General features: G+C 40.0%; 25 protein-coding genes, 3 tRNA genes, 3 rRNA genes and 1 other annotated feature. Of the genes, 24 read left to right on the forward strand and 7 right to left on the reverse strand.

The genetic code is table 11. From position 1 onward, the window contains the following. Positions 1-53: 53 nt before the first annotated feature. The 11 genes from ylbD to AACH31_RS03795 all read left to right on the forward strand — a co-directional run bounded on the left by ylbD (position 54) and on the right by AACH31_RS03795 (position 7472). Positions 54-503, forward strand: coding sequence for a spore coat protein YlbD (ylbD, locus tag AACH31_RS03745; protein WP_161832770.1), 450 nt, complete (start codon positions 54-56; stop codon positions 501-503). 11 nt (positions 504-514) lie between these two features. Then, positions 515-739 (forward strand): YlbE-like family protein, encoded by a 225-nt coding sequence (locus AACH31_RS03750; protein WP_161832771.1) that lies wholly within the window; start codon positions 515-517, stop codon positions 737-739. Between the two features lie 128 nt (positions 740-867). Next, positions 868-1269: a YlbF family regulator gene (locus tag AACH31_RS03755; RefSeq protein ID WP_161832772.1), complete on the forward strand. Its 402-nt coding sequence runs from the start codon at positions 868-870 to the stop codon at positions 1267-1269. A gap of 13 nt (positions 1270-1282) precedes the next feature. Beyond that, positions 1283-1510, forward strand: coding sequence for a DUF2129 domain-containing protein (locus AACH31_RS03760; protein WP_237658987.1), 228 nt, complete (start codon positions 1283-1285; stop codon positions 1508-1510). Positions 1511-1623: 113 nt separating this feature from the next. Then, the gene (gene rpsP / locus AACH31_RS03765) at positions 1624-1896 is read left to right on the forward strand and encodes a 30S ribosomal protein S16 (RefSeq protein ID WP_338618088.1); all 273 of its coding nucleotides are present in this window, start codon (positions 1624-1626) and stop codon (positions 1894-1896) included. Between the two features lie 409 nt (positions 1897-2305). Next, positions 2306-3821 (forward strand): 16S ribosomal RNA (locus tag AACH31_RS03770). Between the two features lie 61 nt (positions 3822-3882). Continuing rightward, positions 3883-3959 (forward strand) — tRNA-Ile (locus tag AACH31_RS03775). A 17-nt stretch (positions 3960-3976) separates the two neighbouring features. Continuing rightward, positions 3977-4052: transfer RNA gene (locus tag AACH31_RS03780), tRNA-Ala, on the forward strand. A 44-nt stretch (positions 4053-4096) separates the two neighbouring features. Continuing rightward, positions 4097-6990, forward strand: a 23S ribosomal RNA gene (locus AACH31_RS03785). A 171-nt stretch (positions 6991-7161) separates the two neighbouring features. Further along, a 5S ribosomal RNA gene (gene rrf, locus AACH31_RS03790) occupies positions 7162-7270 on the forward strand. The 16S, 23S and 5S rRNA genes sit together here with 3 tRNA genes alongside, the layout of an rRNA operon. A gap of 128 nt (positions 7271-7398) precedes the next feature. Beyond that, positions 7399-7472 (forward strand) — tRNA-Gly (locus AACH31_RS03795). Between the two features lie 187 nt (positions 7473-7659). Here the strand turns inward: AACH31_RS03795 and AACH31_RS03800 are convergent. Both AACH31_RS03800 and AACH31_RS03805 read right to left on the reverse strand, forming a co-directional pair. Further along, positions 7660-8568, reverse strand: coding sequence for an ISL3 family transposase (locus AACH31_RS03800; protein ID WP_338618079.1), 909 nt, complete (start codon positions 8566-8568; stop codon positions 7660-7662). A 6-nt stretch (positions 8569-8574) separates the two neighbouring features. Then, positions 8575-8946, reverse strand: coding sequence for a transposase family protein (locus tag AACH31_RS03805; protein WP_338617262.1), 372 nt, complete (start codon positions 8944-8946; stop codon positions 8575-8577). 196 nt (positions 8947-9142) lie between these two features. After that, positions 9143-9367, forward strand: a binding site (T-box leader). Between the two features lie 175 nt (positions 9368-9542). On the opposite strand from AACH31_RS03805, the gene AACH31_RS03810 reads away from it, so the two are divergent. The 9 genes from AACH31_RS03810 to AACH31_RS03850 all read left to right on the forward strand — a co-directional run bounded on the left by AACH31_RS03810 (position 9543) and on the right by AACH31_RS03850 (position 18359). Next, a complete protein-coding gene (locus AACH31_RS03810; protein ID WP_161832913.1) occupies positions 9543-10313 on the forward strand; it encodes a transporter substrate-binding domain-containing protein in 771 nt (256 codons plus the stop codon). Positions 10314-10553: 240 nt separating this feature from the next. Continuing rightward, positions 10554-11237, forward strand: coding sequence for an amino acid ABC transporter permease (locus AACH31_RS03815; protein WP_161832914.1), 684 nt, complete (start codon positions 10554-10556; stop codon positions 11235-11237). After that, positions 11230-11952 carry an amino acid ABC transporter ATP-binding protein gene (locus AACH31_RS03820; protein WP_161832915.1) on the forward strand — a complete coding sequence of 241 codons (723 nt, stop codon included), beginning with the start codon at positions 11230-11232 and terminating at the stop codon, positions 11950-11952. The genes AACH31_RS03815 and AACH31_RS03820 overlap by 8 nt, the downstream gene beginning before the upstream one ends. Before the next feature lie 250 nt (positions 11953-12202). Then, positions 12203-13252 carry a response regulator transcription factor gene (locus AACH31_RS03825; protein ID WP_161832916.1) on the forward strand — a complete coding sequence of 350 codons (1050 nt, stop codon included), beginning with the start codon at positions 12203-12205 and terminating at the stop codon, positions 13250-13252. A 99-nt stretch (positions 13253-13351) separates the two neighbouring features. Further along, complete coding sequence (locus tag AACH31_RS03830; RefSeq protein ID WP_161832917.1) at positions 13352-13732, forward strand: hypothetical protein; 381 nt, start codon at positions 13352-13354, stop codon at positions 13730-13732. Between the two features lie 291 nt (positions 13733-14023). Next, positions 14024-14146 carry a hypothetical protein gene (locus tag AACH31_RS03835; RefSeq protein ID WP_255421511.1) on the forward strand — a complete coding sequence of 41 codons (123 nt, stop codon included), beginning with the start codon at positions 14024-14026 and terminating at the stop codon, positions 14144-14146. Positions 14147-14285: 139 nt separating this feature from the next. Continuing rightward, on the forward strand, positions 14286-15230 hold the full coding sequence (locus AACH31_RS03840; protein WP_338617927.1) for an IS30 family transposase: 945 nt from the start codon (positions 14286-14288) through the stop codon (positions 15228-15230). 137 nt (positions 15231-15367) lie between these two features. Continuing rightward, complete coding sequence (locus AACH31_RS03845; protein ID WP_161832797.1) at positions 15368-16921, forward strand: hypothetical protein; 1554 nt, start codon at positions 15368-15370, stop codon at positions 16919-16921. Positions 16922-17090: 169 nt separating this feature from the next. Further along, the gene (locus AACH31_RS03850) at positions 17091-18359 is read left to right on the forward strand and encodes an ABC transporter substrate-binding protein (protein WP_237658990.1); all 1269 of its coding nucleotides are present in this window, start codon (positions 17091-17093) and stop codon (positions 18357-18359) included. Between the two features lie 362 nt (positions 18360-18721). Here the strand turns inward: AACH31_RS03850 and AACH31_RS03855 are convergent, their stop codons facing one another. Continuing rightward, positions 18722-19636: an Rpn family recombination-promoting nuclease/putative transposase gene (locus AACH31_RS03855; RefSeq protein ID WP_262950787.1), complete on the reverse strand. Its 915-nt coding sequence runs from the start codon at positions 19634-19636 to the stop codon at positions 18722-18724. Between the two features lie 356 nt (positions 19637-19992). Between AACH31_RS03855 and AACH31_RS03860 the strand changes: the two genes are divergently transcribed. Together AACH31_RS03860 and AACH31_RS03865 are read left to right on the forward strand one after the other, a co-directional pair. Further along, complete coding sequence (locus tag AACH31_RS03860; RefSeq protein WP_262950788.1) at positions 19993-20253, forward strand: hypothetical protein; 261 nt, start codon at positions 19993-19995, stop codon at positions 20251-20253. A gap of 142 nt (positions 20254-20395) precedes the next feature. Continuing rightward, on the forward strand, positions 20396-20716 hold the full coding sequence (locus tag AACH31_RS03865; protein ID WP_161832794.1) for a hypothetical protein: 321 nt from the start codon (positions 20396-20398) through the stop codon (positions 20714-20716). A gap of 195 nt (positions 20717-20911) precedes the next feature. Here AACH31_RS03865 and AACH31_RS03870 read toward each other — a convergent pair whose 3' ends face one another. The 4 genes from AACH31_RS03870 to AACH31_RS03885 all read right to left on the reverse strand — a co-directional run bounded on the left by AACH31_RS03870 (position 20912) and on the right by AACH31_RS03885 (position 24000). Further along, the gene (locus tag AACH31_RS03870) at positions 20912-21346 is read right to left on the reverse strand and encodes a hypothetical protein (RefSeq protein ID WP_161832793.1); all 435 of its coding nucleotides are present in this window, start codon (positions 21344-21346) and stop codon (positions 20912-20914) included. A gap of 143 nt (positions 21347-21489) precedes the next feature. Next, positions 21490-22461: a M20 metallopeptidase family protein gene (locus AACH31_RS03875; RefSeq protein ID WP_262950789.1), complete on the reverse strand. Its 972-nt coding sequence runs from the start codon at positions 22459-22461 to the stop codon at positions 21490-21492. Next, entirely contained in the window at positions 22461-22670 is a 210-nt protein-coding gene (locus AACH31_RS03880) for a hypothetical protein (protein WP_262950790.1), read from the reverse strand. The genes AACH31_RS03875 and AACH31_RS03880 overlap by 1 nt, the downstream gene beginning before the upstream one ends. Before the next feature lie 193 nt (positions 22671-22863). Beyond that, the gene (locus AACH31_RS03885) at positions 22864-24000 is read right to left on the reverse strand and encodes an ROK family protein (RefSeq protein ID WP_262950792.1); all 1137 of its coding nucleotides are present in this window, start codon (positions 23998-24000) and stop codon (positions 22864-22866) included. Positions 24001-24575: 575 nt separating this feature from the next. Between AACH31_RS03885 and AACH31_RS03890 the strand changes: the two genes are divergently transcribed. Both AACH31_RS03890 and AACH31_RS03895 read left to right on the forward strand, forming a co-directional pair. Next, a complete protein-coding gene (locus tag AACH31_RS03890; RefSeq protein WP_262950793.1) occupies positions 24576-25610 on the forward strand; it encodes a zinc-dependent alcohol dehydrogenase family protein in 1035 nt (344 codons plus the stop codon). Between the two features lie 23 nt (positions 25611-25633). Continuing rightward, complete coding sequence (locus AACH31_RS03895) at positions 25634-26989, forward strand: GntP family permease (RefSeq protein WP_262950794.1); 1356 nt, start codon at positions 25634-25636, stop codon at positions 26987-26989. Positions 26990-26992: the final 3 nt, after the last annotated feature.

Consider the following 26992-nt stretch of genomic DNA (forward strand, 5'->3'; position numbering starts at 1 on the left):
AATTAAGGGTGCTGCTTATAATCAGGTGATTCGGGTTAGTGAGGTGACAGAAAGTGGACAATCAAGTAGAAGAATTTAAACAATTTGCTCGTAAATATCCAGGATTAAAATATGAGGTCCGTAGTGGAAAAGCAACGTGGCAATCTATATTTGAGGAATGGTATTTATACGGGGAAGAGGATAGTCAATGGGAAAAGTTTAAAGAAATTCCAAAAGATACAGTGGCCTCAAAAGAAACGGTAACGGCGGATGAAAAAAGTAGTAGTGATTCGAAATCGTCGACATCAACGATGAGTGGGGCGGAAATGATGACACAGGCCTTTCAATATATTCAAAAAATGGATATGAATAAAGTTCAACAAACAATGGGGACTGTGCAAAAATTTATTCAACTTTTCCAATCCTTCCAAGGATCTGGTGGCGCCGGAGCAGGGGCTTCTTTAGGTGCGGCTGCGAGTCAACGACAGTCATTTCCAGGCTTGTTCTCAAAATTTGATGATTAGGAGATGAGTAGATGGAGATTATGTATCAAATCGTGAATAATGTTGAACAGCGGGATTATATTCGAATGTATCCCATTTGGTATAAAGAATTAAACCGAAATCCGGAACGTTATCAAGAGTTTGTTAATGAGATTGAAACGATAAAAAAACAATCGCAACCAACACGTCTACAAAAATTTGAAAAACAGTTAAATGTGGCACAATTTATGTTAAGAATGCTTAATAGTAATAAGTAAGGGAGTTATCTAAAAAAACCATCTTTAATCAGGTGGTTTTTTTGTTTAATAGGATCGGGGCATTTGTTAGAAAAACAATTAATTAGTCAAGGCAATTAGCCTGTGTTATAATAAAATGGGTGATTAAATTGTTAAACAGTAGTGAGTATATACAATTATGCGAAGAAATTGGAGACGATATTCTATCTCTTCCACTTTGCCAAGAATATAAAGAATTACGCCATGAAATAGAAACGAGTGTTGAAATTAAAAATTTAATAGCGAATTTTGAAAGAGCAAAACAAAGTTACGCGGAAGTAGAGCGTTATGGTGGGAAATACCATCCCGATTACAAGGACGTTTCAAAACGGTTAGTTGAGGCCAAGACGGCACTTTTTCAGAATGAGACGGTTCAGAAATTTAAGAACTGTGAAAAGAGTATTCAGTCTATATTAGACGAAATTGCCAGTTATCTAATGGGCGTTGTTGAGTTTAAAGAAGGAAAAAAAGCACAGGCCTGTGGGTGTAAAAACGGGAGCTGTTCTTGTTAAAACAGAAGGGGGAATGAACTTGGATCAGAATAGATTGCAACTGATCGTGTATACACGAAAGAATAATGTTCAACAAAAGATGTTTCAATTTGGTCATGTTGTGTATATATCGAAAAAGATGAATTATGTATGTTTGTATATTAATGAAAATCAGAAAGATTACGTGATCGGTAAGATCAGAAACTTACATGGTGTTCAACGGATTGAAATAGGTCCTGAAGTATTAGAAGCAATAAAATAAAATGTGTTAAGTAAAAATGCTTGACACTTAAATGAGATGTTGTTATAATCATAAGTGTCGTGTTAAGGGGAATGCCTTAACAATATAAAAATGTTTAAAAATTGGAGGAATATATAATGGTAAAATTACGTTTAACTCGTATGGGATCTAAGAAAAAACCTTTCTACCGTATCGTAGCATCTAACTCAGTAAGTCCACGTGACGGACGTTTCATCGAAGTAATCGGAATTTATAATCCAGTTGCTCAACCAGCAATCGTTTCAATTAACGAAGAATTAGCGATGAAATGGTTACGTAACGGAGCACAACCAACTGATACAGTTCGTGCTTTATTCTCAGCCGAAGGAATCATGACTAAATTCCATAACGAAAAATACGCTAAATAATTAATTTATTCACACTGAATTAGCACATACTTTATTTCTAAATATAAAAATGGGCACCTGAAGGCAGTAGCTTTTTAGGTGCCCATTAAATTTTTAAAAAAGGAGAGGAGAGATAGGGGGAGGAGTGGACAGCTGTCAAAGGATTCTCTTTCTTATCGTACCGTTATCGTTTATTTAATAAAAAAAGATAAAAAGTGTTTGACAATACGAAATAAACCTGATAAACTTAAAAAGTCGCCAAGAGCGGTGGACGAAAAACTTACAAAAAAAGATAAAAAAACATTTGACAGAAAAAGTCGAATGTAGTAAGATAAAGAAGTCGCCAAAAGGCGAGAGAAGTTCTTTGAAAACTAAACAGAACGTCAAGAATCATGAGCGAAAGAAATTTCGCAAGCTAAGGAAACAAACAATTATGGAGAGTTTGATCCTGGCTCAGGATGAACGCTGGCGGCGTGCCTAATACATGCAAGTCGAGCGAACCACTTCGGTGGGAAGCGGCGAACGGGTGAGTAACACGTAGGTGATCTGCCCATCAGACGGGGACAACGATTGGAAACGATCGCTAATACCGGATAGGACGAAAGTTTAAAGATGCTCCTGGCATCACTGATGGATGAGCCTGCGGCGCATTAGCTAGTTGGTGGGGTAAAGGCTTACCAAGGCGACGATGCGTAGCCGACCTGAGAGGGTGAACGGCCACACTGGGACTGAGACACGGCCAGACTCCTACGGGAGGCAGCAGTAGGGAATCTTCGGCAATGGGCGAAAGCCTGACCGAGCAACGCCGCGTGAATGAAGAAGGCTTTCGGGTTGTAAAATTCTGTTATAAGGGAAGAAAGGTGATAGGAGGAAATGACTATCAATTGACGGTACCTTATGAGAAAGCCACGGCTAACTACGTGCCAGCAGCCGCGGTAATACGTAGGTGGCAAGCGTTATCCGGAATTATTGGGCGTAAAGAGCGCGCAGGTGGTTAATTAAGTCTGATGTGAAAGCCCACGGCTTAACCGTGGAGGGTCATTGGAAACTGGTTGACTTGAGTGCAGAAGAGGGAAGTGGAATTCCATGTGTAGCGGTGAAATGCGTAGAGATATGGAGGAACACCAGTGGCGAAGGCGGCTTCCTGGTCTGCAACTGACACTGAGGCGCGAAAGCGTGGGGAGCAAACAGGATTAGATACCCTGGTAGTCCACGCCGTAAACGATGAGTGCTAAGTGTTGGGGGTCGAACCTCAGTGCTGAAGTTAACGCATTAAGCACTCCGCCTGGGGAGTACGGTCGCAAGACTGAAACTCAAAGGAATTGACGGGGACCCGCACAAGCGGTGGAGCATGTGGTTTAATTCGAAGCAACGCGAAGAACCTTACCAGGTCTTGACATACCATTGATGCCTCTAGAGATAGAGGGTTTCCTTCGGGGACAATGGATACAGGTGGTGCATGGTTGTCGTCAGCTCGTGTCGTGAGATGTTGGGTTAAGTCCCGCAACGAGCGCAACCCCTGTCGTTAGTTGCCAGCAGTAAGATGGGGACTCTAACGAGACTGCCAGTGACAAACTGGAGGAAGGTGGGGATGACGTCAAATCATCATGCCCCTTATGACCTGGGCTACACACGTGCTACAATGGTTGGTACAAAGAGAAGCGAAGCGGTGACGTGGAGCAAACCTCATAAAGCCAATCTCAGTTCGGATTGTAGGCTGCAACTCGCCTACATGAAGTTGGAATCGCTAGTAATCGCGAATCAGAATGTCGCGGTGAATACGTTCCCGGGTCTTGTACACACCGCCCGTCACACCACGAGAGTTTACAACACCCGAAGTCAGTGGCCTAACCGCAAGGAGGGAGCTGCCTAAGGTGGGGTAGATGATTGGGGTGAAGTCGTAACAAGGTATCCCTACCGGAAGGTGGGGATGGATCACCTCCTTTCTATGGAGAAAGAGACGTTCTGTTTAGTTTTGGGAGAATTTCAATTTTCCTAAGGTGGAATGGGCCTATAGCTCAGCTGGTTAGAGCGCACGCCTGATAAGCGTGAGGTCGATGGTTCGAGTCCATTTAGGCCCACCATAAAATAAAAAGAGAATGGGGACTTAGCTCAGCTGGGAGAGCGCCTGCCTTGCACGCAGGAGGTCAGGGGTTCGATCCCCCTAGTCTCCACCAAAAAGAATTGATCTTTGAAAACTAGATATCTTCTGAAGAAGAAAAGTTAAGTAATAAAGGGCGCACGGAGGATGCCTAGGCACTAGGAGTCGAAGAAGGACGCGACAAACGGCGAAACGCCTCGGGGAGCTGTAAGTAAGCAAAGAGCCGGGGATATCCGAATGGGGAAACCCGCTAGTGGTCATACGCTAGCACCGTATGGTGAATCAATAGCCATAGAGGAGACAGACCCAGGGAACTGAAACATCTAAGTACCTGGAGGAAAAGAAAGAAACATCGATTCCCCAAGTAGCGGCGAGCGAACAGGGAGGAGCCCAAACCGGAGTAATCCGGGGTAGAAGGACCTTCAGAAATGACTGAACATGATAGCCGAATGGTCTGGGAAGGCCAACCGGAGAGGGTGAGAGTCCCGTAGGTGAAATTGTGTGAAGCAGGGAAGGGATCCTGAGTACGGCGGGACACGAGAAATCCCGTCGGAAGCAACGAGGACCATCTCGTAAGGCTAAATACTACCTAGTGACCGATAGTGAACCAGTACCGTGAGGGAAAGGTGAAAAGAACCCCGGAAGGGGAGTGAAAGAGAACCTGAAACCGTGTGCCTACAACTAGTCAGAGCCCGTTAAAGGGTGATGGCGTGCCTTTTGTAGAATGAACCGGCGAGTTACGATATCGTGCAAGGTTAAGTTGAAGAGACGGAGCCGAAGCGAAAGCGAGTCTGAATAGGGCGAGGAGTACGATGTTGTAGACCCGAAACCGTGTGAGCTAGCCATGAGCAGGCTGAAGGTCAGGTAACACTGACTGGAGGGCCGAACCAGGGCACGTTGAAAAGTGCTTGGATGACTTGTGGCTAGGGGTGAAATTCCAATCGAACACGGATATAGCTGGTTCTCTCCGAAATAGCTTTAGGGCTAGCCTCGATAAGAGTCTACTGGAGGTAGAGCACTGAATGGGTGATGGCCCCACCTCGGGGTACTGATCTCAATCAAACTCCGAATGCCAGATAGATATGATCGGGAGTCAGACTGTGGGTGATAAGGTCCATGGTCAAAAGGGAAAGAGCCCAGACCGCCAGCTAAGGCCCCCAAGTGTCCGTTAAGTGGAAAAGGATGTGGAGATGCACAGACAACTAGGAGGTTGGCTTAGAAGCAGCCATCCTTTAAAGAGTGCGTAATAGCTCACTAGTCGAGTGACTCTGCGCCGAAAATGTACCGGGGCTAAACGGACCGCCGAAGCTGCGGATTGACACGAAGTGTCAGTGGTAGGAGAGCGTTCTAACAGCGGAGAAGCAGTACCGGAAGGAGCTGTGGAGCGGTTAGAAGTGAGAATGCCGGTGTGAGTAGCGAAAGATAGGTGAGAATCCTATCCATCGAAAGCCTAAGGTTTCCAGGGGAAGGCTCGTCCGCCCTGGGTAAGTCGGGACCTAAGGTGAGGCCGAAAGGCGTAGCCGATGGACAACAGGTAGAGATTCCTGTACCACTTAATAAACTGAAGGAGTGACGGAGAAGGCTAAGTTGAGCGTGTGAATGGATTCACGTGTAAGCAGTGAGGTGGTCATGTAGGCAAATCCGCATGGCGAAACATTGAGCTGTGATGCCGAAAGCCCGCAAGGGTGAAGTCAGCTGATGTCACGCTTCCAAGAAAAGCTTCTAGGGATAATTTATTAGGTGCCCGTACCGATAACCGACACAGGTAGGCGAGGAGAGAATCCTAAGATGAGCGAGAGAACTCTTGTTAAGGAACTCGGCAAAATGACCCCGTAACTTCGGGAGAAGGGGTGCTTGTGAAAGCAAGCCGCAGTGAAAAGGCCCAGGCGACTGTTTATCAAAAACACAGGTCTCTGCTAAACCGCAAGGTGATGTATAGGGGCTGACGCCTGCCCGGTGCTGGAAGGTTAAGAGGAGAGGTTAGCGCAAGCGAAGCTTTGAATTGAAGCCCCAGTAAACGGCGGCCGTAACTATAACGGTCCTAAGGTAGCGAAATTCCTTGTCGGGTAAGTTCCGACCCGCACGAAAGGCGTAACGATCTGGGCGCTGTCTCAACAAGAGACTCGGTGAAATCATAGTACCTGTGAAGATGCAGGTTACCCGCGACAGGACGGAAAGACCCCGTGGAGCTTTACTGTAGCTTGATATTGAGCACTGGTGACACATGTACAGGATAGGTAGGAGACGAAGAGACCAGGACGCCAGTCTTGGAGGAGTCGCTGTTGGGATACTACCCTTGTGTTACTGGGGTTCTAACCCGTGGCCATGAGCTGGTCAGGGGACAGTGTCAGGTGGGCAGTTTGACTGGGGCGGTCGCCTCCCAAAGAGTAACGGAGGCGCCCAAAGGTTCCCTCAGAATGGTTGGAAATCATTCGAAGAGTGTAAAGGCAGAAGGGAGCTTGACTGCGAGACCAACAAGTCGAGCAGGGACGAAAGTCGGGCTTAGTGATCCGGCGGTACCGAATGGAAGGGCCGTCGCTCAACGGATAAAAGCTACCCCGGGGATAACAGGCTGATCTCCCCCAAGAGTTCACATCGACGGGGAGGTTTGGCACCTCGATGTCGGCTCATCGCATCCTGGGGCTGTAGTCGGTCCCAAGGGTTGGGCTGTTCGCCCATTAAAGCGGTACGCGAGCTGGGTTCAGAACGTCGTGAGACAGTTCGGTCCCTATCCGTCGTGGGCGTAGGAAATTTGAGAGGAGCTGTCCTTAGTACGAGAGGACCGGGATGGACACACCGCTGGTGTACCAGTTGTTCTGCCAGGAGCATAGCTGGGTAGCTACGTGTGGAAGGGATAAACGCTGAAAGCATCTAAGCGTGAAGCCCCCCTCAAGATGAGATTTCCCATTCGAAAGAAGTAAGATCCCTTGAAGACGACGAGGTAGATAGGTCAGGAGTGGAAGTTTGGTGACAGATGAAGCGGACTGATACTAATCGATCGAGGACTTAACTAAATAGGAAAGGCAAAAACGAGCGGTTATCACAGGCAGAAAGTGAAAAGAACTGAGGAATCACGAAGGTGATGAACAGTTATTGAACTTTACCACTGTGATGCGAGAGTTGCCAGACAAGGAAGTAAGCAGAAGATATCTAGTTTTGTGAGATTGATAAGATCTGACAGAAGGTCTAGTGATAAGGGCAAGGAGGGCACACCTGTTCCCATACCGAACACAGAAGTTAAGCTCCTTAGCGCCGAGGGTAGTACGCAAGTGCGAGAGTAGGACGTCGCTAGGCCATAAATAAAGAAAAGTACAAGTGAGCGATTATCTTCGAATAAAACTTAGCGAACACAGAAATGGCTAAAAGCCATGAGAGTGTGCATAAGTTTATAGAGAAGATGCGAACGGTACTAGACAAAAAATGCGGGTGTAGTTTAATGGTAGAACTTCAGCCTTCCAAGCTGACTGTGAGAGTTCGATTCTCTTCACCCGCTCCAAATAGCCAATTAACATCCTTCGGGATGTTTTTTTATATTATGAAGCTTAAATCGTATGTTGTGGGAGATAAAGAAGGATACGAAATGAGATTTCCCGTCTATTTATAAAAAATGGTTCTTTGTCAAATAGTGTTGCTGATTAATTTGTAACCTGTTACAACGAAAATTCAAATCGAAATCCTAGTAGCTATGCTGCTAGGATTTTCGTTTTAGGCTTTGTTAGATTTTGAACCATGAGAATACGAGATTTAAAGTGATAGAAACTACGATATCCAAAGGCAATACGCTTAATGACCTTAATTTTATTATTAATTCCTTCGATGGGACCATTTGTGTAATGAGTTGAGAGTGTATTTTTAATATAGGATTGATAAGTTTTAAAGGTTTGGAAAGCCGTTTGAAACTCAGGAGAAACAAGCGGATGTTCCGTTTCGAGTAAATGATTAAATCGTTTTAAGTTTTTTGTCTGAAGAGCGAAAAGTAACTCTTGATATAAATCATAGGTTGCTTTTAATTCAGGAGATAAATCAAGTAGAAAGTTTAAGATATCAATTTCACGCATGGGTTGTTTAAAGCAGTAAACTGATCGATAAGTGGTGGTATTAAGTAAAGCGTGAGATTTTAAAAATAAGCGCCAATAACGTTTGAATTTACGACCATGCTTTTTGAACTTTTTCATGAATCGGATTCGAGTTTTGTTCAGTGCACGAGAGAGATGTTGAACGAGATGAAATTTATCAATGATAATTTGGGCATGAGGAAAAAGATCCTTAATGAGGCTGATGTAAGGAGCGTACATATCAATCACAATATTTTTTACTCGATGACGTGCTTCCTTTGTGTATCGTTTAAAATAAGCTTGAAGGGAGTTTAAACGACGATCTTCAACGATATCGATGATTTGTTTTGAGTCAGCATCGCAAAAAATAAAAGACATATGCCCCTCAGCAGACTTAACGGATTTAAATTCATCAAAACAGAGATTTTCAGGTAAATAATTAAGGTTTAAGGTTTGAGATTCATAAAAGCTATGGATGATTCGATTGACGGTTGAATGAGAGACCTGATGGCGACGTGCGATATCACATTCAGAAATTTTATTTTAGGCCTCTAAAGCAATGGCGTGTTTCGTATGATAAGAAATGTAACAGTTCTTTTCAACAATTGAAGTACTTAGTGTAAAAGTAGACTGGCAATGCCCACAATAATAACGCTGTTTTTTTAGGTCTAAGTAGGTATCGTGAAGAGAGACTTTTGGAATGACAATTCGAGAGGTTTTAAATCCATGCTTCTTAAATTTTGAATCAAATAGGGTTCCGCATTTTTGACAATGAGTCGGTTGATACGTAAGAATACCTTTAAAGATAAAGCTAGTAATTCCGTTCAACTTCACTTCCTCAAGATAATCTTCTGAAAATGTAATATTTTTATCTTTAATATTTAAAAGTTTTCTAGTAAAATATGAGTGAGACATTAAATCTTATCCTTTCAATATTGTTTTAGTCGATAACATTGTAACAGGATTGAGACTTGAAGTCTCTTTTTTTTATCCTATGAAAAAAGTGCTGCTTAATCAGCAACACTAAATATTATAGAACCTAAAAAATCTATAAAAATAGCTTGCATTTATGGGTTCCATCATTTAGAATATAACTAACAATTTAGTTTGAATAAATCCTTTGATAAAGAAAGTAGCAATAAGTTAAACTGTTAAGCGAGCTAGTGAGGGTGGGAGTCTAGTCAGTACTTATTCGTGAAACGCCCTTTGATGGAGATTATCACAAATATATGATAAGTATAGAGTATGATAATCGGGTACTCCCCTTACAGAGCAGAGTGGATACAATTTAGTTGTATTAATTAGAGTGGTAACGCGGTGAATCATCGTCTCTTATGGTAAATAAGAGGCGATTTTTTTTATCTGTCATAATTTCTAATAAATTTAACTATAATGTATCAATAAGAGTGGTACCGCGGTAAAAGATCGTCTCTTATTCAAGAGAGGGTCTTTTTTTCTTGGTCAAAAAGGAGCTCAAATTAAATCATGAAATTTAAGAGGAGGAGATTGTAATGAAAAAGGTATTATTAATGATCATGCTCGTATTCATTGGAATGGTAGGATGTTCAAAACAGGGGGTTAGCATTGAGGATATTCAAAAGGAAGGAACGCTTTTAATCGGGTTATCGGGGGATTATCCTCCATTTGAGTTTTATAAAATGGTAGATGGGAAAGAGACACTTGTTGGTTTTGACGTCATGTTAGGTGAAAAAATTGCGGAAGAACTAGGCGTAGAGGTTAAATTTAAAAATATGGACTTCAACTCATTAATTGGGGCCTTACAGTCAGGGCAAGTGGATATGGTTATTTCAGGAATGTCACCTAATGAAGAGCGTTTAAATCAAGTTGATTTTTCAGACTTTTACTATACGGGAGAAAATGCAGTCTTAGTCAGAAAAGAAGATGCTGATCGTTATCAAACAACAGAGGATTTAAAAGATGTTAAAATCGGGACACAATTAGGTAGTATTCAGACACCAATTGCGCAATCATTAACAACAAATGTGAAAGAACTCGCATCAACACAATCCATTGTTTTAGAGTTAAGTAATGAAAATGTTGAGGCCGTTATTTTAGGAAATGATATTGCGGCACGTTATGCAGAACAATTTGATAACGTGGTTGTCTCAGACATTAAAATTGAATCTGAGGAAAAAATGGCCGTTGCCTTACCAAAAGAATCAACAGAATTAACAGAGCAAGTCAATAAAATTATTTCTACATTAAAAGCCGACGGAACCCTTGGAAAAATGTTAGAAGAGGCAATGCAGTTGGCAAACTAGATGATGCTTTTCTTTAAAGATAAAGAATAGCCAGATTACAAATGAAAAAATATAGTTTAAACGCCGTGACACAACGTTCGGTGAAGAGTGGGATCCTATTTAAGGAATAGGGTTCCTACATTTAAAAAGGATTCCTTTAAAAAGGCTAAAAATTCCTTTACTAACTTCTAAAAGAGTGAGGAACGAGAATGAGGGAGCCTGTTAGAGGAAAAGAAGAATTAAAATGAAGTAGGTGGAAAAATGTTTGACTTTATTATTGATTATTATCCCATGCTTTTAAAGGGAACTGGGATCACAATATTATTAGCTTTATTAACGGTTGTTTCAGGAACATTAATCGGAATTTTAATTTCTATTTTAAGATTTAATAATAAAGGGATTATTGGTAAATTACTCAATAAGTTAGCGGATGCATACATCGCCTTTTTCCGTGGAACACCGCTCATGATTCAGTTATTTATTTTTTGGTTTGGGATTCCTCAATTATGCGGAATTCGTTTAAAACCTGTTGGTTTTATTCCAGCAGAATTTATCGTAGGGGCAATTGCCTTAGCTATTAATTCAGGGGCCTATGTAACCGAAATTTTTAGAGCAGGAATTCAGGCGGTCGAGGTTGGACAAATGGAGGCGGGACGTTCACTTGGATTAAGTGAACGACAAACGTTAAAGCATATCATTTTACCACAGGCCATTAAAAATGTTCTCCCTGCACTTGGAAATGAGTTTGTTGTTATTATTAAAGAATCTGCTATTGTTTCTGTTATTGGATTGGCTGATTTAATGTATAACGCAGATAAAGTAACTGCAGCTACATTTAATGCGTTTGGTGTTTATATAGTAGCTGCCCTGATTTATTTCCTTTTAACATCAGGCTGCTCAAAACTTGTGACTATATTTGAAAGGAGATTACAACAGGATGCTTAAGGTAAAACAATTATCAAAGTATTTTCACGGAAAACAGGTGCTTCATGAGATTGATTTAGAGATTAAAGAGGGAGAAATTGTAACTATTATTGGTCCCTCAGGATCGGGAAAGTCAACCTTGTTAAGATGTTTAAACTTACTTGAAATTCCGGAATCAGGGGATGTTTTATTTGAAGAAACAAACCTTTTAGATAAAAAAACGAATTTAAATGAAATTCGTGAGCAAATCGGGATGGTATTTCAAAGTTTTAATTTATTTCCAAATAAAACAGTTGGAGAAAATATTACATTAGCGTTAAAACTTTTAAAAAAAATGGATGAGGCGCAGGCAAATGAAATAGCTCTGGGGTTATTAAAACGTGTTGGCTTAGAGGATAAATTTAATGTCTATCCCTCTAAACTATCAGGGGGTCAAAAGCAACGTGTCGCGATTGCTCGTTCACTGGCCTTAAAACCAAGGGTGATGTTGTTCGATGAACCGACATCTGCATTAGACCCGGAAATGGTAACCGAAGTACTTGATGTGATGAAAGAGTTAGGAGAAGAGGGAATGACCATGGTCATTGTTACCCATGAAATGGGGTTTGCTCGACAAGTTGCCTCACGTGCCATTTTTATTGATGGTGGAAAAATCTTAGAAGATACTACGCCAGAAACATTATTTACTCGACCGACGCACCAACGAACGAAAGAATTTTTAGCAAAAGTATTATAAAGTCATAAAAAGCTACCAGCGAAAAGGCAGGTAGCTTTTTTTCTCGTTCATTAATTTCCTCGGAAATTAAGAGAAATATTCGAAGATTAGCAGGGAAAGAGGAATGATATAGAAAAAAACTGAAATTTGTTGTATAATAGGAAAATAGGAAGGGGGGGCAATGAATTAGTTATGAGAGAGAAAAATTAGGTGTGTGAAGAAGGGAATGAAATAGAGCTTTAAGTAAAAATGGGAAAAGGGGGAATTGTTTTTGTTAAGGGTCTTATTGGTGGATGACGAGGAGGATGTTTTAAATAAACTTTTTTATATTGTCGAATGGAAGCGCTTTGGTTTTTGTGAGGTGAGACGATGTAGTGATGCAACAGAAGCACTGATACTCTTGTCTCAGGAAATGTATCATTTAGTGTTTATTGATTTAAAAATGCCTAAAATATCGGGGATTCAGTTAATTCAAGAGATGAAAAGGCGCCATCATCGGGCCCTAATTGTTGTGCTTAGCAATCATGAGGACTATGACCAAGTGTCCCAGGCCATGCGATTAGGAGTGTTTGATTACTGTATCAAGAAACATTTAAATTCCGAGGAGATGCAATCTTTGATCAGGCGTGCATCGATTTGCTATCCGACGAGTCAGGAGATGGCACACACAGGTCCTTTTCTTTTGTATTATCTTACTTTTCAACGCAGTCTCGACACCAGACACGGTAAGTTAGTTGAAGAGCGAGTTAAAAAAGTATTTCTTGGATGTAATGTTTTTCGATTAAATGATAGTGGATTTGCCGTGGTTATCGCAAAAAATGGAGTTTTTCATGAAATCAGTTGCTTCGATTATTGGATGAAACTGCGTGCTCAATTAAGGGACACCTTAAAGGTGAAGAATGAGGTCTCCCGTGGAATTATGGTGGAGTCTATAGAAGCGTTACGGAATTACCTGACTTCGGGGATTGAAGAAACAGCTAGCTATTATCGACAAGAGGTATTTAATAGTTTAATCTACATTCATCAATTCTACATGAAACGAATCTCAGGATGCGAGTTAGCACGAATGGCCTGTTTACATGAATCGTATTTAGCCCGTCTTTTTAAACAGGATACTTCTAAAACGATTTGTACCTATATTAATGAATTAAGGGTATATAAGGCGACAGAACTGTTGAGAATTCCTGGTATTAAGATTAAGGAAGTCGCCCAATTAGTTGGCATTCAGGATCAACTGTATTTTAACCGGTTATTTAATCGTCAATGTGGGGTTAGTCCGAAGCGTTATCAGGAGAGAATAAAGTTCGACGGCATCATTTAGAACAATTCGATAGAATATGAAAAAAACTGTCTTTTAAAAGGCAGTTTTTTTTCATATTTTTGTTGAATGATGACTAAAATGAAGTAGGAGGCGATGTAAATGAAAAAGGGGTGGCTTCTTGTTGGAACTCTTTTTTTACTAAGCGGATGCATAAATAGTGGAGAAAATAAACTTTCTTCTGTTAATCGGGTGGAGGTTCGATTTGGAGAGGAGGTTAAATCTACGATTGAAGAGCCCGAGGATGTCGAACAACTTGTTGATATTTTATTGAAAGCAAAAAGAGGAAATCTTGTTCGTGAAGAATCCTATGTCTTATCTGAACCGCTTGTTTATGAATTTTATGAGGGGGATCAGTTGGTACAGACGGTGCTGTTTAATGGGGAGGATACGACGCGCATCTTAAAGGGAGGACTTTGCTATGAAGTAGAATACGAGGGGATTTCTGTATCAGAGTGGTATGAAAAGTTAATTCTTCCTTAAGAAAAAATTAAGAATGATTCTATCTTTTTATTAAGATTTTTGCGTTATAGTTTTAAAGTAAACGAATGAGGTAGGAGGAGGCGGAAGTCGATGAAAAAGGAGCGACGCATGGGATATTTCAAGAATGAACAAAGTATAGGTTATATTCTCCAAAATCTGATGACGGTAGCTTTAATTGTTGGCGTGATGATTCATTTCGTTATGCGATAAAAAAATGTTGGAAAATATCAAAATTAATGTATAATTGTAAATAGATAATAGAGTATTGTCGTTAAGGGGGATATAAGGTCGATGCAGCGTAAAGCGATGTATTATGGTGAGCAAAATCATGTTGGAATTGGATATGTATTGAAGAATATGATGACGATTCTTCTTGTTGTTTTAGTGATGTATCATTTCATAATGAAAGGTTGATGATTTCTAAGGTAGAAATCATCTTTTTTTATGTGACAGATTGTAATATTAAGTGCGACAAATAAAAAAAGCTCATAAATAGAATTCTTTGTTATAGAATGAAGTTACCACACCAAATTCTTAACAAGGAGATCTATTTATGAGTTATAAACATCTTAACACATTTGAGCGTACACGTATAGAAGTTCTTTCAAAAATGGGTTATTCAACGAGACAAATTGCGGGGCAATTAAATCGTCATCATTCAACCATTGCTCGTGAACTAAAACGAAATACTCAAAAGACGTATCAAGCAGAGCTAGCAGATGAATTAGCCGAGCAACGTCGCTTAGTTTGTCATCGTCCAGAGACCAAATCTGAAGAAGTTATTCAAACCCTCCAACATTATTTAAAGTTAACCTGGTCGCCTGAACAAATTTCTAATACGGTTTTAAAGGGTGTTATTTCATTCAAAACTATTTATCGTTGGATTTATGACGGAACGATTTTGTTAGGGGATTTAAGCTGTTTAAGGCAAAAGGGAAAACGCCGAAAACCACGAGAAACACGCGGACGATTTAACATTGGGACATCAATTCATCAACGTCCGAAAGAGGTAAAAAAACGTCAGGCATTTGGTCATTGGGAACTTGATACAGTTGTTTCAAGCCGTGGTAAAAGTAAAGGATGTTTAGCTACATTTATTGAACGTCAAACACGATTTTATGTCGCCGTTAAAATCGAAAATCGCTCAGCATCTGAAATGTACCGAGCGATTAGTGAGTTATATGAACATTTTCCTAAAGACACCTTTAAAACTTATACCGTTGATCGAGGAAAAGAGTTTGCTTGTTATTCCAAAGTAGAAGCAGATTTAAAGGTTCCTGTTTACTTCGCTGACGCCTATTCCTCTTGGCAAAGAGGAAGTAATGAAAATGCCAATGGTCTTCTTCGAGAATTCTTTCCGAAGAAGACGGACTTAGCACGAGTTAGTGAGAAAGAGATTGATGAAGCCCTCCTCCTCATTAATCATCGACCACGAAAATGCTTAGGTTGGAAAACTTCATTCGAGCTATTTCATGAGAAACTGTCGCATTTGTATTGACAATTCGTCATGTAGAAATATAATTCATGATAAACGCCTCGGGGTATTAAGAAATTATTAAGAATTAATCATGTTTTTTATTAAGATATTTAGGGTAAAATGGGGGAAGTGATAGTTTATTGAAAGGTGGGTTATGAATGAAGAAGCGAGCTAACATCCATAAAGTGTTGATTAGAGTGATCGTTATTCTGATGATTGGCTTAGGTGCTATCGGTATTTATTCACGCTACCCGCAAATGCGAGAGCGTGCCATTAAAATGACGGATAATTTTTACGAGTCTTACATGTTTTTGTGGAATTTTTCCGAAGGAATCTATTCGTTAGACAGTGTCTTAAAAGAAGGGGAAGCAAGTCAGTTTTATACGTTGTCGCAAAGTTGGCAACGGGATTACCAAAAGGACATGGATTATTATCTTAAACAGGGGGATGAGGTATTAGAACATAAAGGGGATCAATTAGCCGAGCTATTAACGGAAGGGGCAGCCGAAAAGACGGATGATTTGTCAGCGTATCAGTATGTGCTCGCCTTACAATTTGATGGGGAAGGACAACTAACGATTAAGAAGATTATCGGGGCCAGTTCGACGGAAACACGGCAACGATTAGAAGGGTATTTATCAAACTATCCAACCGATATCAAAGATACAACGATGGTTTTTGGTGTCCATCAGAGTTTGTCTAAGGATGGATTGCTCAATCATAAAATTGAAAATTACTTAGGTGGGGAGTATTTACAAATTGTCGTTGTCTATTTAGTATCCATTACGCTTATTGTTTTAGTTATTGTCTTTATCCTCCCATTTTCGTGGTTTGAGGAACTTGCTACTGTACGAGGATTATTGCTTGTTCCATTGGAACTGAGATTCATTTTTGTCATTGTGACGGCAATTGCCTCAGCGTTTGCTCCGCTCCTTGTTGTGCTGACGCAGGCTCACCAGTGGACACAGTTGATTGACCCTGCACTTGTTCATTGGATTAACCTCATTTGTTGGGGAGGATTTATTGCGGTTGTCCTACTTCATGCCCTTTATGTAAAAGAATTTTTTGTGATTGGCCCATGGCAGATGATTCGTCAACATACGATTTTAGGTCAGTTAGTCTATTTTTGGACTCGACCAAAAGTAGTGGTTGAAACAGAAACAGTAGAAAAAGTGATTTTCAAGGAAGACCCTCGTGTTGATTTGATGGTTTCACGTCTGGAACTTTTAAAGGAAACGTTAACGAGAGTGAAGCATTCTGTTGAGAATACCGCCGATATTGAAAATGTTGCTGTCCAAATCGAGTCTCTTTTGAAATTATGTGCACTAAATCGCCCAAAGACAACGGTTAATTTAACGAAACTCATCTCTGATACATTAGTGCAATTGGAACAAGAATATATACCATTAGAAGTCAAACTAAGATTTCCAGAAAAGACAGTATCTATTCAGGCGAATGAGGAGGACTTAAAACTCTTGATGGATTCTTTATTAATGGGAATTGCCACGTCAGCTTTACAACAGACGCGCGTGTATTTACAATTAGCAGAATCGGAAGATTTAGTGGTGTTTACAACACGTAGTGTGATTCGCTCAGAGGTGAATGAGACATGGCCTGCAAGTTTAAATCAGTTAGCAGAGTATATGGATGCCCAATTAGAAGTAGTAATAGATGGGGATTTATTAAAAATGGATCTCGCATTTAAAAAATAAAAGAGGGGTGAACCCCCTCTTTTATTGTAAAAAAGTATACTTTTTAGGTCGATAATGGTATAATTTGTTTGAAATTGTTAAGAAATTTTTATTAACAGTTTAAAGGATGTAGGCCAAAAAAAGTAAAATGAGGTGTATTGAAGTGAAGAAACGATGGAGTTTGCTACTTATGAGTGGTTTATTATGTTTAGCAGGGTGTCAAGGAAAGACGCAGCAAAATGAAATGGAAATGGTGACGTCGATTCAGGAGCCAGTTGAGATTGAGTTTTGGCACGGAATGAGCGGGGCGTTAGGTGAAACAATGACGGAATTAGTAGCCGATTTTAATGAAGGAATTGGAAGCGAAAAAGGAATTAAAGTAAAGAGTACATACCAAGGTAATTACGAAGATTTAAAGGCTAAAACGATGGCTGCGATTAAAGCCGGAAATAATCCCGCAGTTATTCAAGGGACAGTTAATAATATCATGGAGTTTATTGGGTCTGGGATTGTTCAACCGTTAGATGATTATATTTTTAACCAAGAAATCGGAATGAATGATTTCGAAGATATTTATGAAGGGTACCGTTTAGAAAATTCAAGTTATTGTGAGGATCAACGCTACTATGCTTTACCGTTTTCTAAATCAACAGATTTACTCTTTTATAATCGCACATTTTTTGATGAACATGGATTAACCGTTCCAACAACGTGGGATGAGTTAACGGAAGTTTCTAAAAAGATCTATGAATTGACGGGGAAAACGGCGTTTAGTATTGATAACCCAGCGAATTATTTAATTACTTATTTAATGCAAGCAGGGGCTGAGTATACGAATTCAAAAGGAGACCTACTTTTTAATAATGAGGCAGCGATTGAGGCATTAACGATGCTTCAAGATAATGTGAATGCAGGGTATTGGCGTTTAGCAGGTGAGGATAGTTTTTCATCAGGTCCTTTTTTAGCTGAGAATGTTTATTTATATATTGGATCAAGCGCAAGTGAAGCTTTTTTACCAGAAGAAAACTTTGTTTGGGAAGCGGCAATGATCCCACAATTAAAAGTTGATCAACCGCAAAATATTCAACAAGGAAACAATGTTGCCATTTTAAACAAAAATAAAACATCGGAAGAGGTTTATGCGGCTTTTGAATTTATTAAATATTTAGCATCTGATGAAGCAAACTTAAAATGGGCAACAAGCACGGGGTATTTACCTATCCGTGAATCAGTGGCGACGTCAGAAGACTATGCGTCATATGTGCAACAGGCCAAGCAATCAGCTAAGGAAGCGGGAATTGAAGCTGCAAAGAGCGGATTTGTTGAACCGCTGTTCTTAATGGATCATAAAAATTCTAATTTAGTCCGTACCGAAGTGGGAGCAATGATTGAAGAAATCGTGTTAACAAATGCTGATGTTGTTGAAACAATTGAACGCTATATTCAAAAATTAAATTAGGAAAAAGGGACAAGTATTCCCTTTTTTATGTTATAAATACAAAAAACGGAAGCCTATTTATGGTGTAGGAGCGACACCTCTCACAACGTATGGCAAGCCAGGGCAAAATGTTTAGCCTTCTTTAATCAGGATTTATAAGGGTTTCTTTGTTTGAAATAAATTAAGAAATGGCACTTGATCGGGTTCAACTAAAAATTAGCTCTAATAGGGCTTCATTAGTAATGACAAAACGCCTAAATGCGACTGCTGTGATGTGGCAAATTTTATCAACTTTTTGTTAAAAAAATATTTAAAGATGAAATATGGGTGGGTAAAGTATATAGAGTCTATATGATATATAAATTAAAAAAGTAGCTGAGTGGCTACTTTTTTAATTTATTTTTATCTTCTCTTAATCGGCTAACAGTAAGTACGGGTAATCCCGTTTTAAACGCAATTGTTGTGTCATCTAGAACGTCTAATAGGTTCTTGGCGATTTCTAAATCCCGTTGCATCTTTCCTTGCTCAATTCCTTCATCTCGTGCTGTTTGTAGACGGCTTGTTTCATCAAGTAGAGCCTTTAAGCGAGCCTCATAGTATAAACGGTATTTTTCATTACAGCTTAGGACAAGGAGTTCGTCCTTTGCTTCGCGAATCGTTTCATCCTGACGTGCCAACTCATAGCTGACTTGACTTTCGGGATGTTTAATAAATTCGAGCCAGGCTTCTAATTGTGTTTTTATTTCATCCGCATGGTGGATGTCTTTTATCTTATCTAATTCAATGAAATGGATTTCTAAAAGGTCGCTTAATTGTTCATTTCGCTCGCGTTCTTTTAAAACGTAACAACTATGATACTCGGCAGTTTCAAGTAAGTCAAAAGATAAGAGATTGATGCAGACTGTTCGTTCTAACTTCTGATAAGGAATACCACTTTGAAGTTGCCCAGAAAACAAACGACTCCAATAAAATAAACTGCGTTCAATCATATTTTTTTCATCTGCCACTTGAACCTCGACATTAATTAACTCCCCTTTATTGGTGGTCGCTAAAATATCCAAAGTCCCCATTTTATCCTCTTTGTATTGCTTGTCAATAGTTCGGTCCTTAAAGGTAATCGAAGTAATCGGTTCATCTGGCGTCAAAACGGCATTTAAAAATGAAATTAACAGTTCTGGTCTCTTCTCGTTTCCAAACAGCCCCTTAAATACAAAGTCCATTGTTGGGGGTAATAATACCGGTCCCACGTTTTCTCCAGCCCCTTTCGGTTGTTTCATTAAATCATCTAAATTTATCATAATTAATTACCTCCATTATAACATATTAACGATGTCAAAACCTCTTTCTATCTTACAATACGCGTATAAACGGAGATTTCCTTTTTAAATTAAAATATTTTGAATCTTCACAGCAAATGGCACGTGATCGGGTTCAACTAAAAATTAGCTCTAATAGGGCTTCATTAGTAATGACAAAACGCCTAAATGCGACTGCTGTGATTCGGCTATTTTTATCAACTTTTTGTTAAGACTCAATTCTTGTGGTGATCCTGAAAATGGATTAGTTAAATTTAAGCCTTTAAAAATAGCTCGTTTTTGCCTGACAGTTAATGCTAGATAAGTTAATATGTAAAAAAAGGAAGATGGGTGATGGGGTGAAACAGATACTATATAAAAATCCAGTGGCTTCAATGGTGACATTAAATTTATTTACTTTTCTTATTTATATATTTTGGTTTTATAAAACAATCGGTATTTTGATTTTTATCCCGTTAGCTGTTTTAAATCGACGGGTTATCATCAATCATCCAACTCTTACGCAATTAAGAAAACTCATTATTTATGGGAGTTTCTTTTTAATGTTTGGGGGTTCAGTTTGTTATGGTCTTTATCTCATTAATTTTGTGTCAAGATAACGGATGAGTTTCAAAAATTAAATGAGGTAAAAGGAGGATTTGAAAGAATCCTCCTTTTAATATTTATATAACTTTCATAATCGAAACGCTACCATTTATCATAAGATAAAGTAGGGCTTTATCTGTGAGGGAGGCGGATGAGATGAAAAGAGTGATGCGATTGATTGTTTATATGATGCCCTTAGTGATTGTGTTTTTAGGGGAAGTATTAGCTAAAACAGAGGGAAGCCGAGCCCAAATTTATGTTCCTTTATTAGCATTATTTCCATTTCTTTATTTTTTGCAAGGAATGCTCGTTTCTTTTTATGGAGGAAATTTGCATGTCGCTGTTATGATGACTTCCATTTCCTATGCCATCACGCTTTGGCTATTTTTAAGTCCAGCTTCATGGGGAATGATTTTGATTTATCTACTTGTTGTCTTCTTCCTTGGATTATTTTTGGAAATGAGGCATAAGCACTAGGAAATGGCAGGTTAGTGAAAGCTATTTTCATAAAGTTGAGCGAGTTCTTTAAGACGACGATCGATTCGTCGTTTTTAATTTGGAGGAATTCACGAAAGGGGTTTTAGTGACCACTTATGTTTATTAGATGAAAAAGGCTCTTTCACTTCAAGGGAGTCTTTTTTTCATTGAAAAAAGCCCGATTCGAATCGGGCTTTAATAATGACGGCAACCGTTTTTTTGGATGAATCCACCGTGTTCTAGTTGATAAAATTCATGAGATTCTCCGACGACGCGTGGTAAGGAACCAATTCGTAAAACTGTCGTGGCGTGAGAGGTTGTCGCAGGTTCAGTGTAAACAGCTGTGTTACTAATGACTTTAACGACGAAACTTTCCGGTAATGGTTGTACAACTTCATTTGATGATTGATCTAAGACATGACAAGCTTCTTTAGCAATCCAACCCACTTTTGTTTTAAAGTGTTGAGGTGTTTCGCTTGTGACTGCAAAGACTTGGTCCTTTGCTAGATGAGCGGTGACCTTTGATTGAGGATTGTCCTCTTTGTGCGCTGTACACGATTCATTGATTGCAACTAGAAATTTATCTTTTGGGACATAAAAACTTGACGCATTAAATCTAACATTTGCCATTTTTCATCATCTCCCTTAGTGAAACATCGTTTGCCATTAGTAATATATGTTTCTAAACAGAGAAATACGACAAGATAGGATGTTGTTTTTGAAAGGGGCAATGGGCTGAAAAAAGGAAGCCTCTTTTCAAGGCTTCCCATCAGTTATTTGTTGTTTTTTAACCACATGATGGCATTATAGGCGTGCATCGCGGCACCAGTAGGTAAAATATCTTCATTAAAGACTACTTTTTCATTATGCATCGGTTTTCCGAATAATGGGTTTTCCTGCTCTGTTCCAGCTCCAAGTAAGAGATAAACACTTGGCACATGGTAGGCGTATGACGCAAAGTCTTCAGAACCCATGCCTCCCTGTTCAAATTGAATGACAGCCTGCTCACCAAGTAGGTCTTTCATATAAGAAGTTATTTCATGTGCTAACGGTGTATCATTCGTTAGCGGTGGAACAGAAGAGAGCTCAATCAGTTCAGCCGAGCCTCTAAACATTGTCGCTGTAGAAACGACGATTTCATTTACTCGATTAACCATGTAATCTAAAAGTTCCTTATCAAGGCTGCGGATGGTTCCCTCCATCACAACTTCTCCGGGAATGACGTTCGGTGCTTCCCCTCCAACAAATTTTCCAATGGTGATGACAGCTGGTTTTGAAGGTGACACTTCACGTGCAATGATTTCTTGAAGTGCGAGGTAGATATGGACGGCGATGTTAATCGGATCAACACCTGTTTCTGGCATTGCCCCGTGGCACCCTGTCCCCTTAACTACAATTTGGAATCGGTAACATCCGGCAATCGTTGTGCCAAGTCCACATAAAACGAGATTAGACGGTGTTTGGGAGTGAACATGCATCGCCAAAGCGGCATCAACTTTAGGATTTTCTAAGACACCGGCTGCTATCATTTTTTTAGCCCCTGTGAAGCCTTCTTCATCAGGTTGGAAAACTAGCTTAACGGTTCCCTCGAGTTGATCCTGATTCTGTTTTAAGAGTTTTGCAGCCCCAAGGAGCATGGCAGTATGCATATCGTGTCCGCAAGCGTGCATGCAACCATTTGTTGATTTAAAGTCGCAGGCTGACGTTTCTTTCACTGGAAGAGCATCCATATCGGCACGTAGCATTATGGTTTTTCCAACCGTCCTGTAAGGGTCGCTACAATTCCACTTTCACAAATTTCAATCGGATCATAACCCAATGATTTTAGTTGTTCCATGACATAAGCTTTCGTTTGAGGTAAAGTTGCGCCCACTTCAGGAATTTGATGAAGGGCGCGACGGTAACCGATTAATTCGTTCTTAATGGCTAGTGCTTGTGTTATTAATGTGTTCATCGGAACATCCCCTTTTTCTTTAATTTTATTGATTATAAAACATTATACAACAAAATTTTAAGATTCTTAAAGGGTGAATAAAAATCTCTCTCTTATGATGCACATCACGTCAGGTGAACAGGGAGGGCGTGAACTTAAACACGAGCACACGGTATTAAAAGAGATCGATGTCTTTCCTCTTCTAAAAGGCTCATTAAACCATCATCGTTTTTAAATAATCCGCAATATTGTATAGTGCCGCGCCAATAGCGGGGGTGTATTTTCCTTCAATTCCAAGAATAATATTTTCACGGGTGAGTGGGAAAGGGGCAATTTCTTTTAAGTAATGTTGAATAAAGGTGAGATCTTCTTGATTAAAGTAAGGGGCAAGGTGTCCGCTAATAATGACGACGCCATCGACGATAACGGTAATATTTCGAATCGCCTCTGCCAAGTGAGTCAAGTAAGTTTTCCAAATGGTTTGACAGTGATCATCGCCGGCGCGTAACTTTTCAAAGAAGTCAGGAACACTCATTTTTGCTTGGGAGACAAGTGCATGGATAGAACAGTAAGTCTCTAAGCATCCACGGGAACCGCAGTAACAAGTGGGGCCTTGTTTATTAAGGGAGAGGTGCTCAATAATTCCACTTCTCATTTGAAGTCCATTATGAACTTTACGGTGGGTCATAATAGCGCCACCTAGGTTTTCATTTAAAAAGAGAAGGATGGCACTATCAAGCTCTTGGTGGTGCCAAAGTTCGAGGTAGGCAGCTGCCTTAGAGTCGTGAGTCAATCGACAAGGATAGGGAATGAACTCAGCAAGCGTCGAGCGTTTTAACTGGTCATTTTGAAGGATGGGGCCATAACTGACGGACTCACCATCTGAGGAAATGATGCCTTGAATAGCAATGGATACGCCTAAAAGGCGATCGGGATTAATGTTGTTTTTTTCGATAAATTGTTGAACGAGCTTACCTATTGTTTGATAGTACGGTGTTTCATCCGAGTAGGGGATGGGATGGGTTTGTTTATGCGTGACTTCACCGTATAAGTTGACGTGGACAAGATGAATACAATCTTTTAAAATGCCAAGACCGATCGATGTTCGGGCTAATTTATTAATGGTGATTAAATGAGCACGTCTTCCCCCTGTTGATTCTAAATATCCCGTTTTAAGGATAAGTTCTTGATCTTCTAGCTCTTTAAGATTTTGGCTAACGGTGGAAAGCCCCATCTGTAAAGATTGAACCAATTGTAGTTTTGATGTTTCCTTCTCTTGATAAATGGCAGTGTAGACTTTCTTTAAATTAATTTGTTTAATGGCCATGGTGGTCATTCCTTTGCTTATCATCGGGTACCTCCTAGTTTTCATCATCTATTTCAATCTAAATATAAACGCAAAAATGTTGCTCGCCAGCGATTAGAGTGTGGGTCTTATCAGGGGGGGCGCGTGTTGCCAGCGTAGGAATTGGCGTAGAGATTTAGGCAAGGAAGAGTTAGACTCATTCAGATTTCTAGGGTCGCTATCGTCAATTTTCTTTTGGATCGGTGAGGAAAAAATAAGGATCTGTGAGAGAATGCGACCACTTGTGCACTCAAAATTACACAAAGTCTGGCTAATCTTTTTCACGGTAAATATTTAACAAGAAGTGGTGGGCAGTGCTAGGCTGCGAGAAACATTTAGGACAAAATCATCCAAAAGAGCCGATTTTTTAGTTTTGGTTTATATATAGAAAATATTTCTGTTTTTCTCTAGTCGTAATTATAGTACATTCAAAGCAATAAATCAAAAAAAGCTCAAGGGAGTAAAAAAAATATAAAAAACATCCTAAAAAAGCGTTTACAAAATAGAGGGTTTAGGCTACAATGAACTTACACTTAACATTAAGTCTAAAGTTAAAGTGGAAAGTTTCTAGGAGAGAAAGGATGAATAAAATGAAAAGTGCGGTATTTTACGGGAAACATCAATTGAAAGTAGAGGAAGTGAATCTTCCTGTTGTTGGAGAACATGAGGTATTAGTCGAAGTAAAAGCATGTGGTGTATGCGGGACGGACGTCCATATTTATGAAGGTGATGAGGGAGCGGCACCTGTTACGCCACCGACCATTTTAGGACATGAATTTTCGGGGGTTATTAAAGAGGTAGGTACCGCAGTTAAAAGTTGCGCGGTTGGAGACCGTGTGAGTGTGGATCCGAATTGTTATTGTGGGGTTTGTGATCCATGCCGAAATGGAATGGCACATTATTGCGAAAATATGATCGGGTATGGAACAACAGTGAATGGTGGATTTGCTGAATACTGTGTGGTTAAAGAAAGCCAAATTTATAAATTAGGTGATCATACGTCTTTTGAGCAGGGAGCAATGGGGGAACCTGTGGCTTGTTGTTTACATGGAATTGATATGTGTGAAATTAAACCTGGACATCAAGTAGTGGTCATCGGTGGGGGAATGATTGGATTATTAATGATTCAATTGGCTAAATTAGCGGGGGCAGCAAAAGTCGCTTTATTAGAGCCAGTCGCGAGTAAACGTGAAGTGGGATTATCGATTGGAGCAGACGTTTGTATCGATCCGTTAACAGAAGATGTTGAAAAAGTACTTAAGGAAAATGGCATGACATGGATTAATACGGTTATTGAATGTGTTGGGCGAATCGATACGATTGAGACAGCGATTAAGGTTGCAGGAAATAAAGCAGTTGTCATGATGTTTGGATTAACAAAACCCGAAGAAGAGTTACGCATTAAACCGTTTGAAATTTTCCAAAAAGAGTTAGTCTTAAAAGCGTCTTACATTAATCCATATACACAAAAACGTGCGTTAGATTTAATTGATTCAGGTCGTTTAGATGTTGAGAGCATGATTTATGAGGTATGTGGACTTGAACAATTAGAAGAGATTTTAAGCGATCCAAAGTTACGTGCGAAAGGGAAGTATTTAATTTCTCCTTCTAAATAGGAAGAGATTAGAGGGGGGATAGTATGAGTCCAGCATTTATTGCAGATCCACAGCGGCTAGTGATAGCCGCCTTATGTGGCGTTTTGTTATTACTCGTTTTAATTGTTAAATTTAAGCTTCATCCGTTTATTTCGCTCCTTATTTCCGCGTTTGTTATAGGACTTGGAAGCGGTCTTCCTGTCCCAATGCTTGTGTCTGCTGTTGAAGAGGGAGCGGGACAAACGTTACAGGGGATTATCTTACTGATTGGACTGGGATCTATGTTCGGGGGAATATTAGAGGTCTCAGGTGGGGCCCAGGCAGTAGCCCAAGCCTTAATCAAAAAATTCGGTGAAAAAAGAGCGGGACTTGCTCTTGGGTTAACAGGGTTAGTCGTAGGGATTACCGTATTCTTTGAAGCAGGTGTCGTTATTTTAATTCCACTGGCTTTTGGGTTGGTGAAAAAGACGAAACGATCAACGCTTTATTATGTGATTCCGTTACTGGCCGGATTGGCCTCAGCCTTTGCGTTTATTCCACCTTCTGCGGGTTCAGTGCTAGTCGCTAATCTTTTAGGGGTTGACCTAGGGATTATGATCGTCGTTGGTGTGATTGTCGGGCTAATGGCCTTACTTGTGGGAGGAATCTTTTTCTCACGCTTTATTGGTCATCGCCTGCATACCGCTTTACCGACCAATGTGTTGGAAGTAGAGGAAATTGATGAAAATCAACTTCCATCTTTTAAGCTAGTGGCAACTATTATTCTCATCCCACTTCTTTTAATTCTAGCGAGTACTGTATCGGTTTATCTTGAGGGGCTTCGCCCGATTCGACCGATTCTTGAGTTTTTAGGGACGCCGTTTGTGGCATTAGTGATAGCCGTATTAAGTGCCGTTTATCTTTTAGGGATTAAACAAGGGTATAATGCGGAACAAGTGCGAAAGATTTTAGAGCGCTCTTTACGGCCAACTGGACAAATTTTACTTGTCATTACAGGTGGAGGTATAATTAGCTTTATTTTACAAGCTTGCGGCGTAGGAGAACTTGTGGGTGGCCTATTAGAAAGTAGTGGCTTACCTTATGTTTTAGCAGCTTTCCTCATTGCTGGATTTATTCGTTTTTCTGTCGGAGCTGCGGTTGTGGCGATGACGATGGCTGCTGGAATTATGGCATCGATGCCTGCTGTGCTGGAATTATCACCCCTTTATTTAGCCGCCATGGTTTGTGCGATTAATGGGGGAGCGACGGCCTTTAGTCACTTTAATGATTCAGGATTTTGGTTGGTGAGCTCACTTTTAGAAATCGATGAAAAAACAACATTAAAATCATGGACAGTTATGGAAACATTAATTGGAGTGACAGGGTTGGTTTGTGCCCTTGTGATTTCGATGTTTGCTTAAAGT

It is taken from the genome of Turicibacter faecis (genome assembly GCF_037076425.1).
Classification (GTDB): Bacteria; Bacillota_I; Bacilli_A; order MOL361; family Turicibacteraceae; genus Turicibacter; species Turicibacter faecis.

Coding starts and splice junctions, on each gene's coding strand:
- AACH31_RS03750 (WP_161832771.1), top strand. CDS start 515: ATGGAGATTATGTATCAAATCGTGAATAATGTTGAACAGCGGGATTAT.
- AACH31_RS03760 (WP_237658987.1), top strand. CDS start 1,283: ATGAACTTGGATCAGAATAGATTGCAACTGATCGTGTATACACGAAAG.
- AACH31_RS03805 (WP_338617262.1), bottom strand. CDS start 8,946: ATGTCTCACTCATATTTTACTAGAAAACTTTTAAATATTAAAGATAAA.
- AACH31_RS03810 (WP_161832913.1), top strand. CDS start 9,543: ATGAAAAAGGTATTATTAATGATCATGCTCGTATTCATTGGAATGGTA.
- AACH31_RS03815 (WP_161832914.1), top strand. CDS start 10,554: ATGTTTGACTTTATTATTGATTATTATCCCATGCTTTTAAAGGGAACT.
- AACH31_RS03820 (WP_161832915.1), top strand. CDS start 11,230: ATGCTTAAGGTAAAACAATTATCAAAGTATTTTCACGGAAAACAGGTG.
- AACH31_RS03830 (WP_161832917.1), top strand. CDS start 13,352: ATGAAAAAGGGGTGGCTTCTTGTTGGAACTCTTTTTTTACTAAGCGGA.
- AACH31_RS03835 (WP_255421511.1), top strand. CDS start 14,024: ATGCAGCGTAAAGCGATGTATTATGGTGAGCAAAATCATGTTGGAATT.
- AACH31_RS03840 (WP_338617927.1), top strand. CDS start 14,286: ATGAGTTATAAACATCTTAACACATTTGAGCGTACACGTATAGAAGTT.
- AACH31_RS03845 (WP_161832797.1), top strand. CDS start 15,368: ATGAAGAAGCGAGCTAACATCCATAAAGTGTTGATTAGAGTGATCGTT.
- AACH31_RS03850 (WP_237658990.1), top strand. CDS start 17,091: ATGAGTGGTTTATTATGTTTAGCAGGGTGTCAAGGAAAGACGCAGCAA.
- AACH31_RS03855 (WP_262950787.1), bottom strand. CDS start 19,636: ATGATAAATTTAGATGATTTAATGAAACAACCGAAAGGGGCTGGAGAA.
- AACH31_RS03865 (WP_161832794.1), top strand. CDS start 20,396: ATGAAAAGAGTGATGCGATTGATTGTTTATATGATGCCCTTAGTGATT.
- AACH31_RS03870 (WP_161832793.1), bottom strand. CDS start 21,346: ATGGCAAATGTTAGATTTAATGCGTCAAGTTTTTATGTCCCAAAAGAT.
- AACH31_RS03875 (WP_262950789.1), bottom strand. CDS start 22,461: ATGCTACGTGCCGATATGGATGCTCTTCCAGTGAAAGAAACGTCAGCC.
- AACH31_RS03880 (WP_262950790.1), bottom strand. CDS start 22,670: ATGAACACATTAATAACACAAGCACTAGCCATTAAGAACGAATTAATC.
- AACH31_RS03885 (WP_262950792.1), bottom strand. CDS start 24,000: ATGATAAGCAAAGGAATGACCACCATGGCCATTAAACAAATTAATTTA.
- AACH31_RS03890 (WP_262950793.1), top strand. CDS start 24,576: ATGAATAAAATGAAAAGTGCGGTATTTTACGGGAAACATCAATTGAAA.
- AACH31_RS03895 (WP_262950794.1), top strand. CDS start 25,634: ATGAGTCCAGCATTTATTGCAGATCCACAGCGGCTAGTGATAGCCGCC.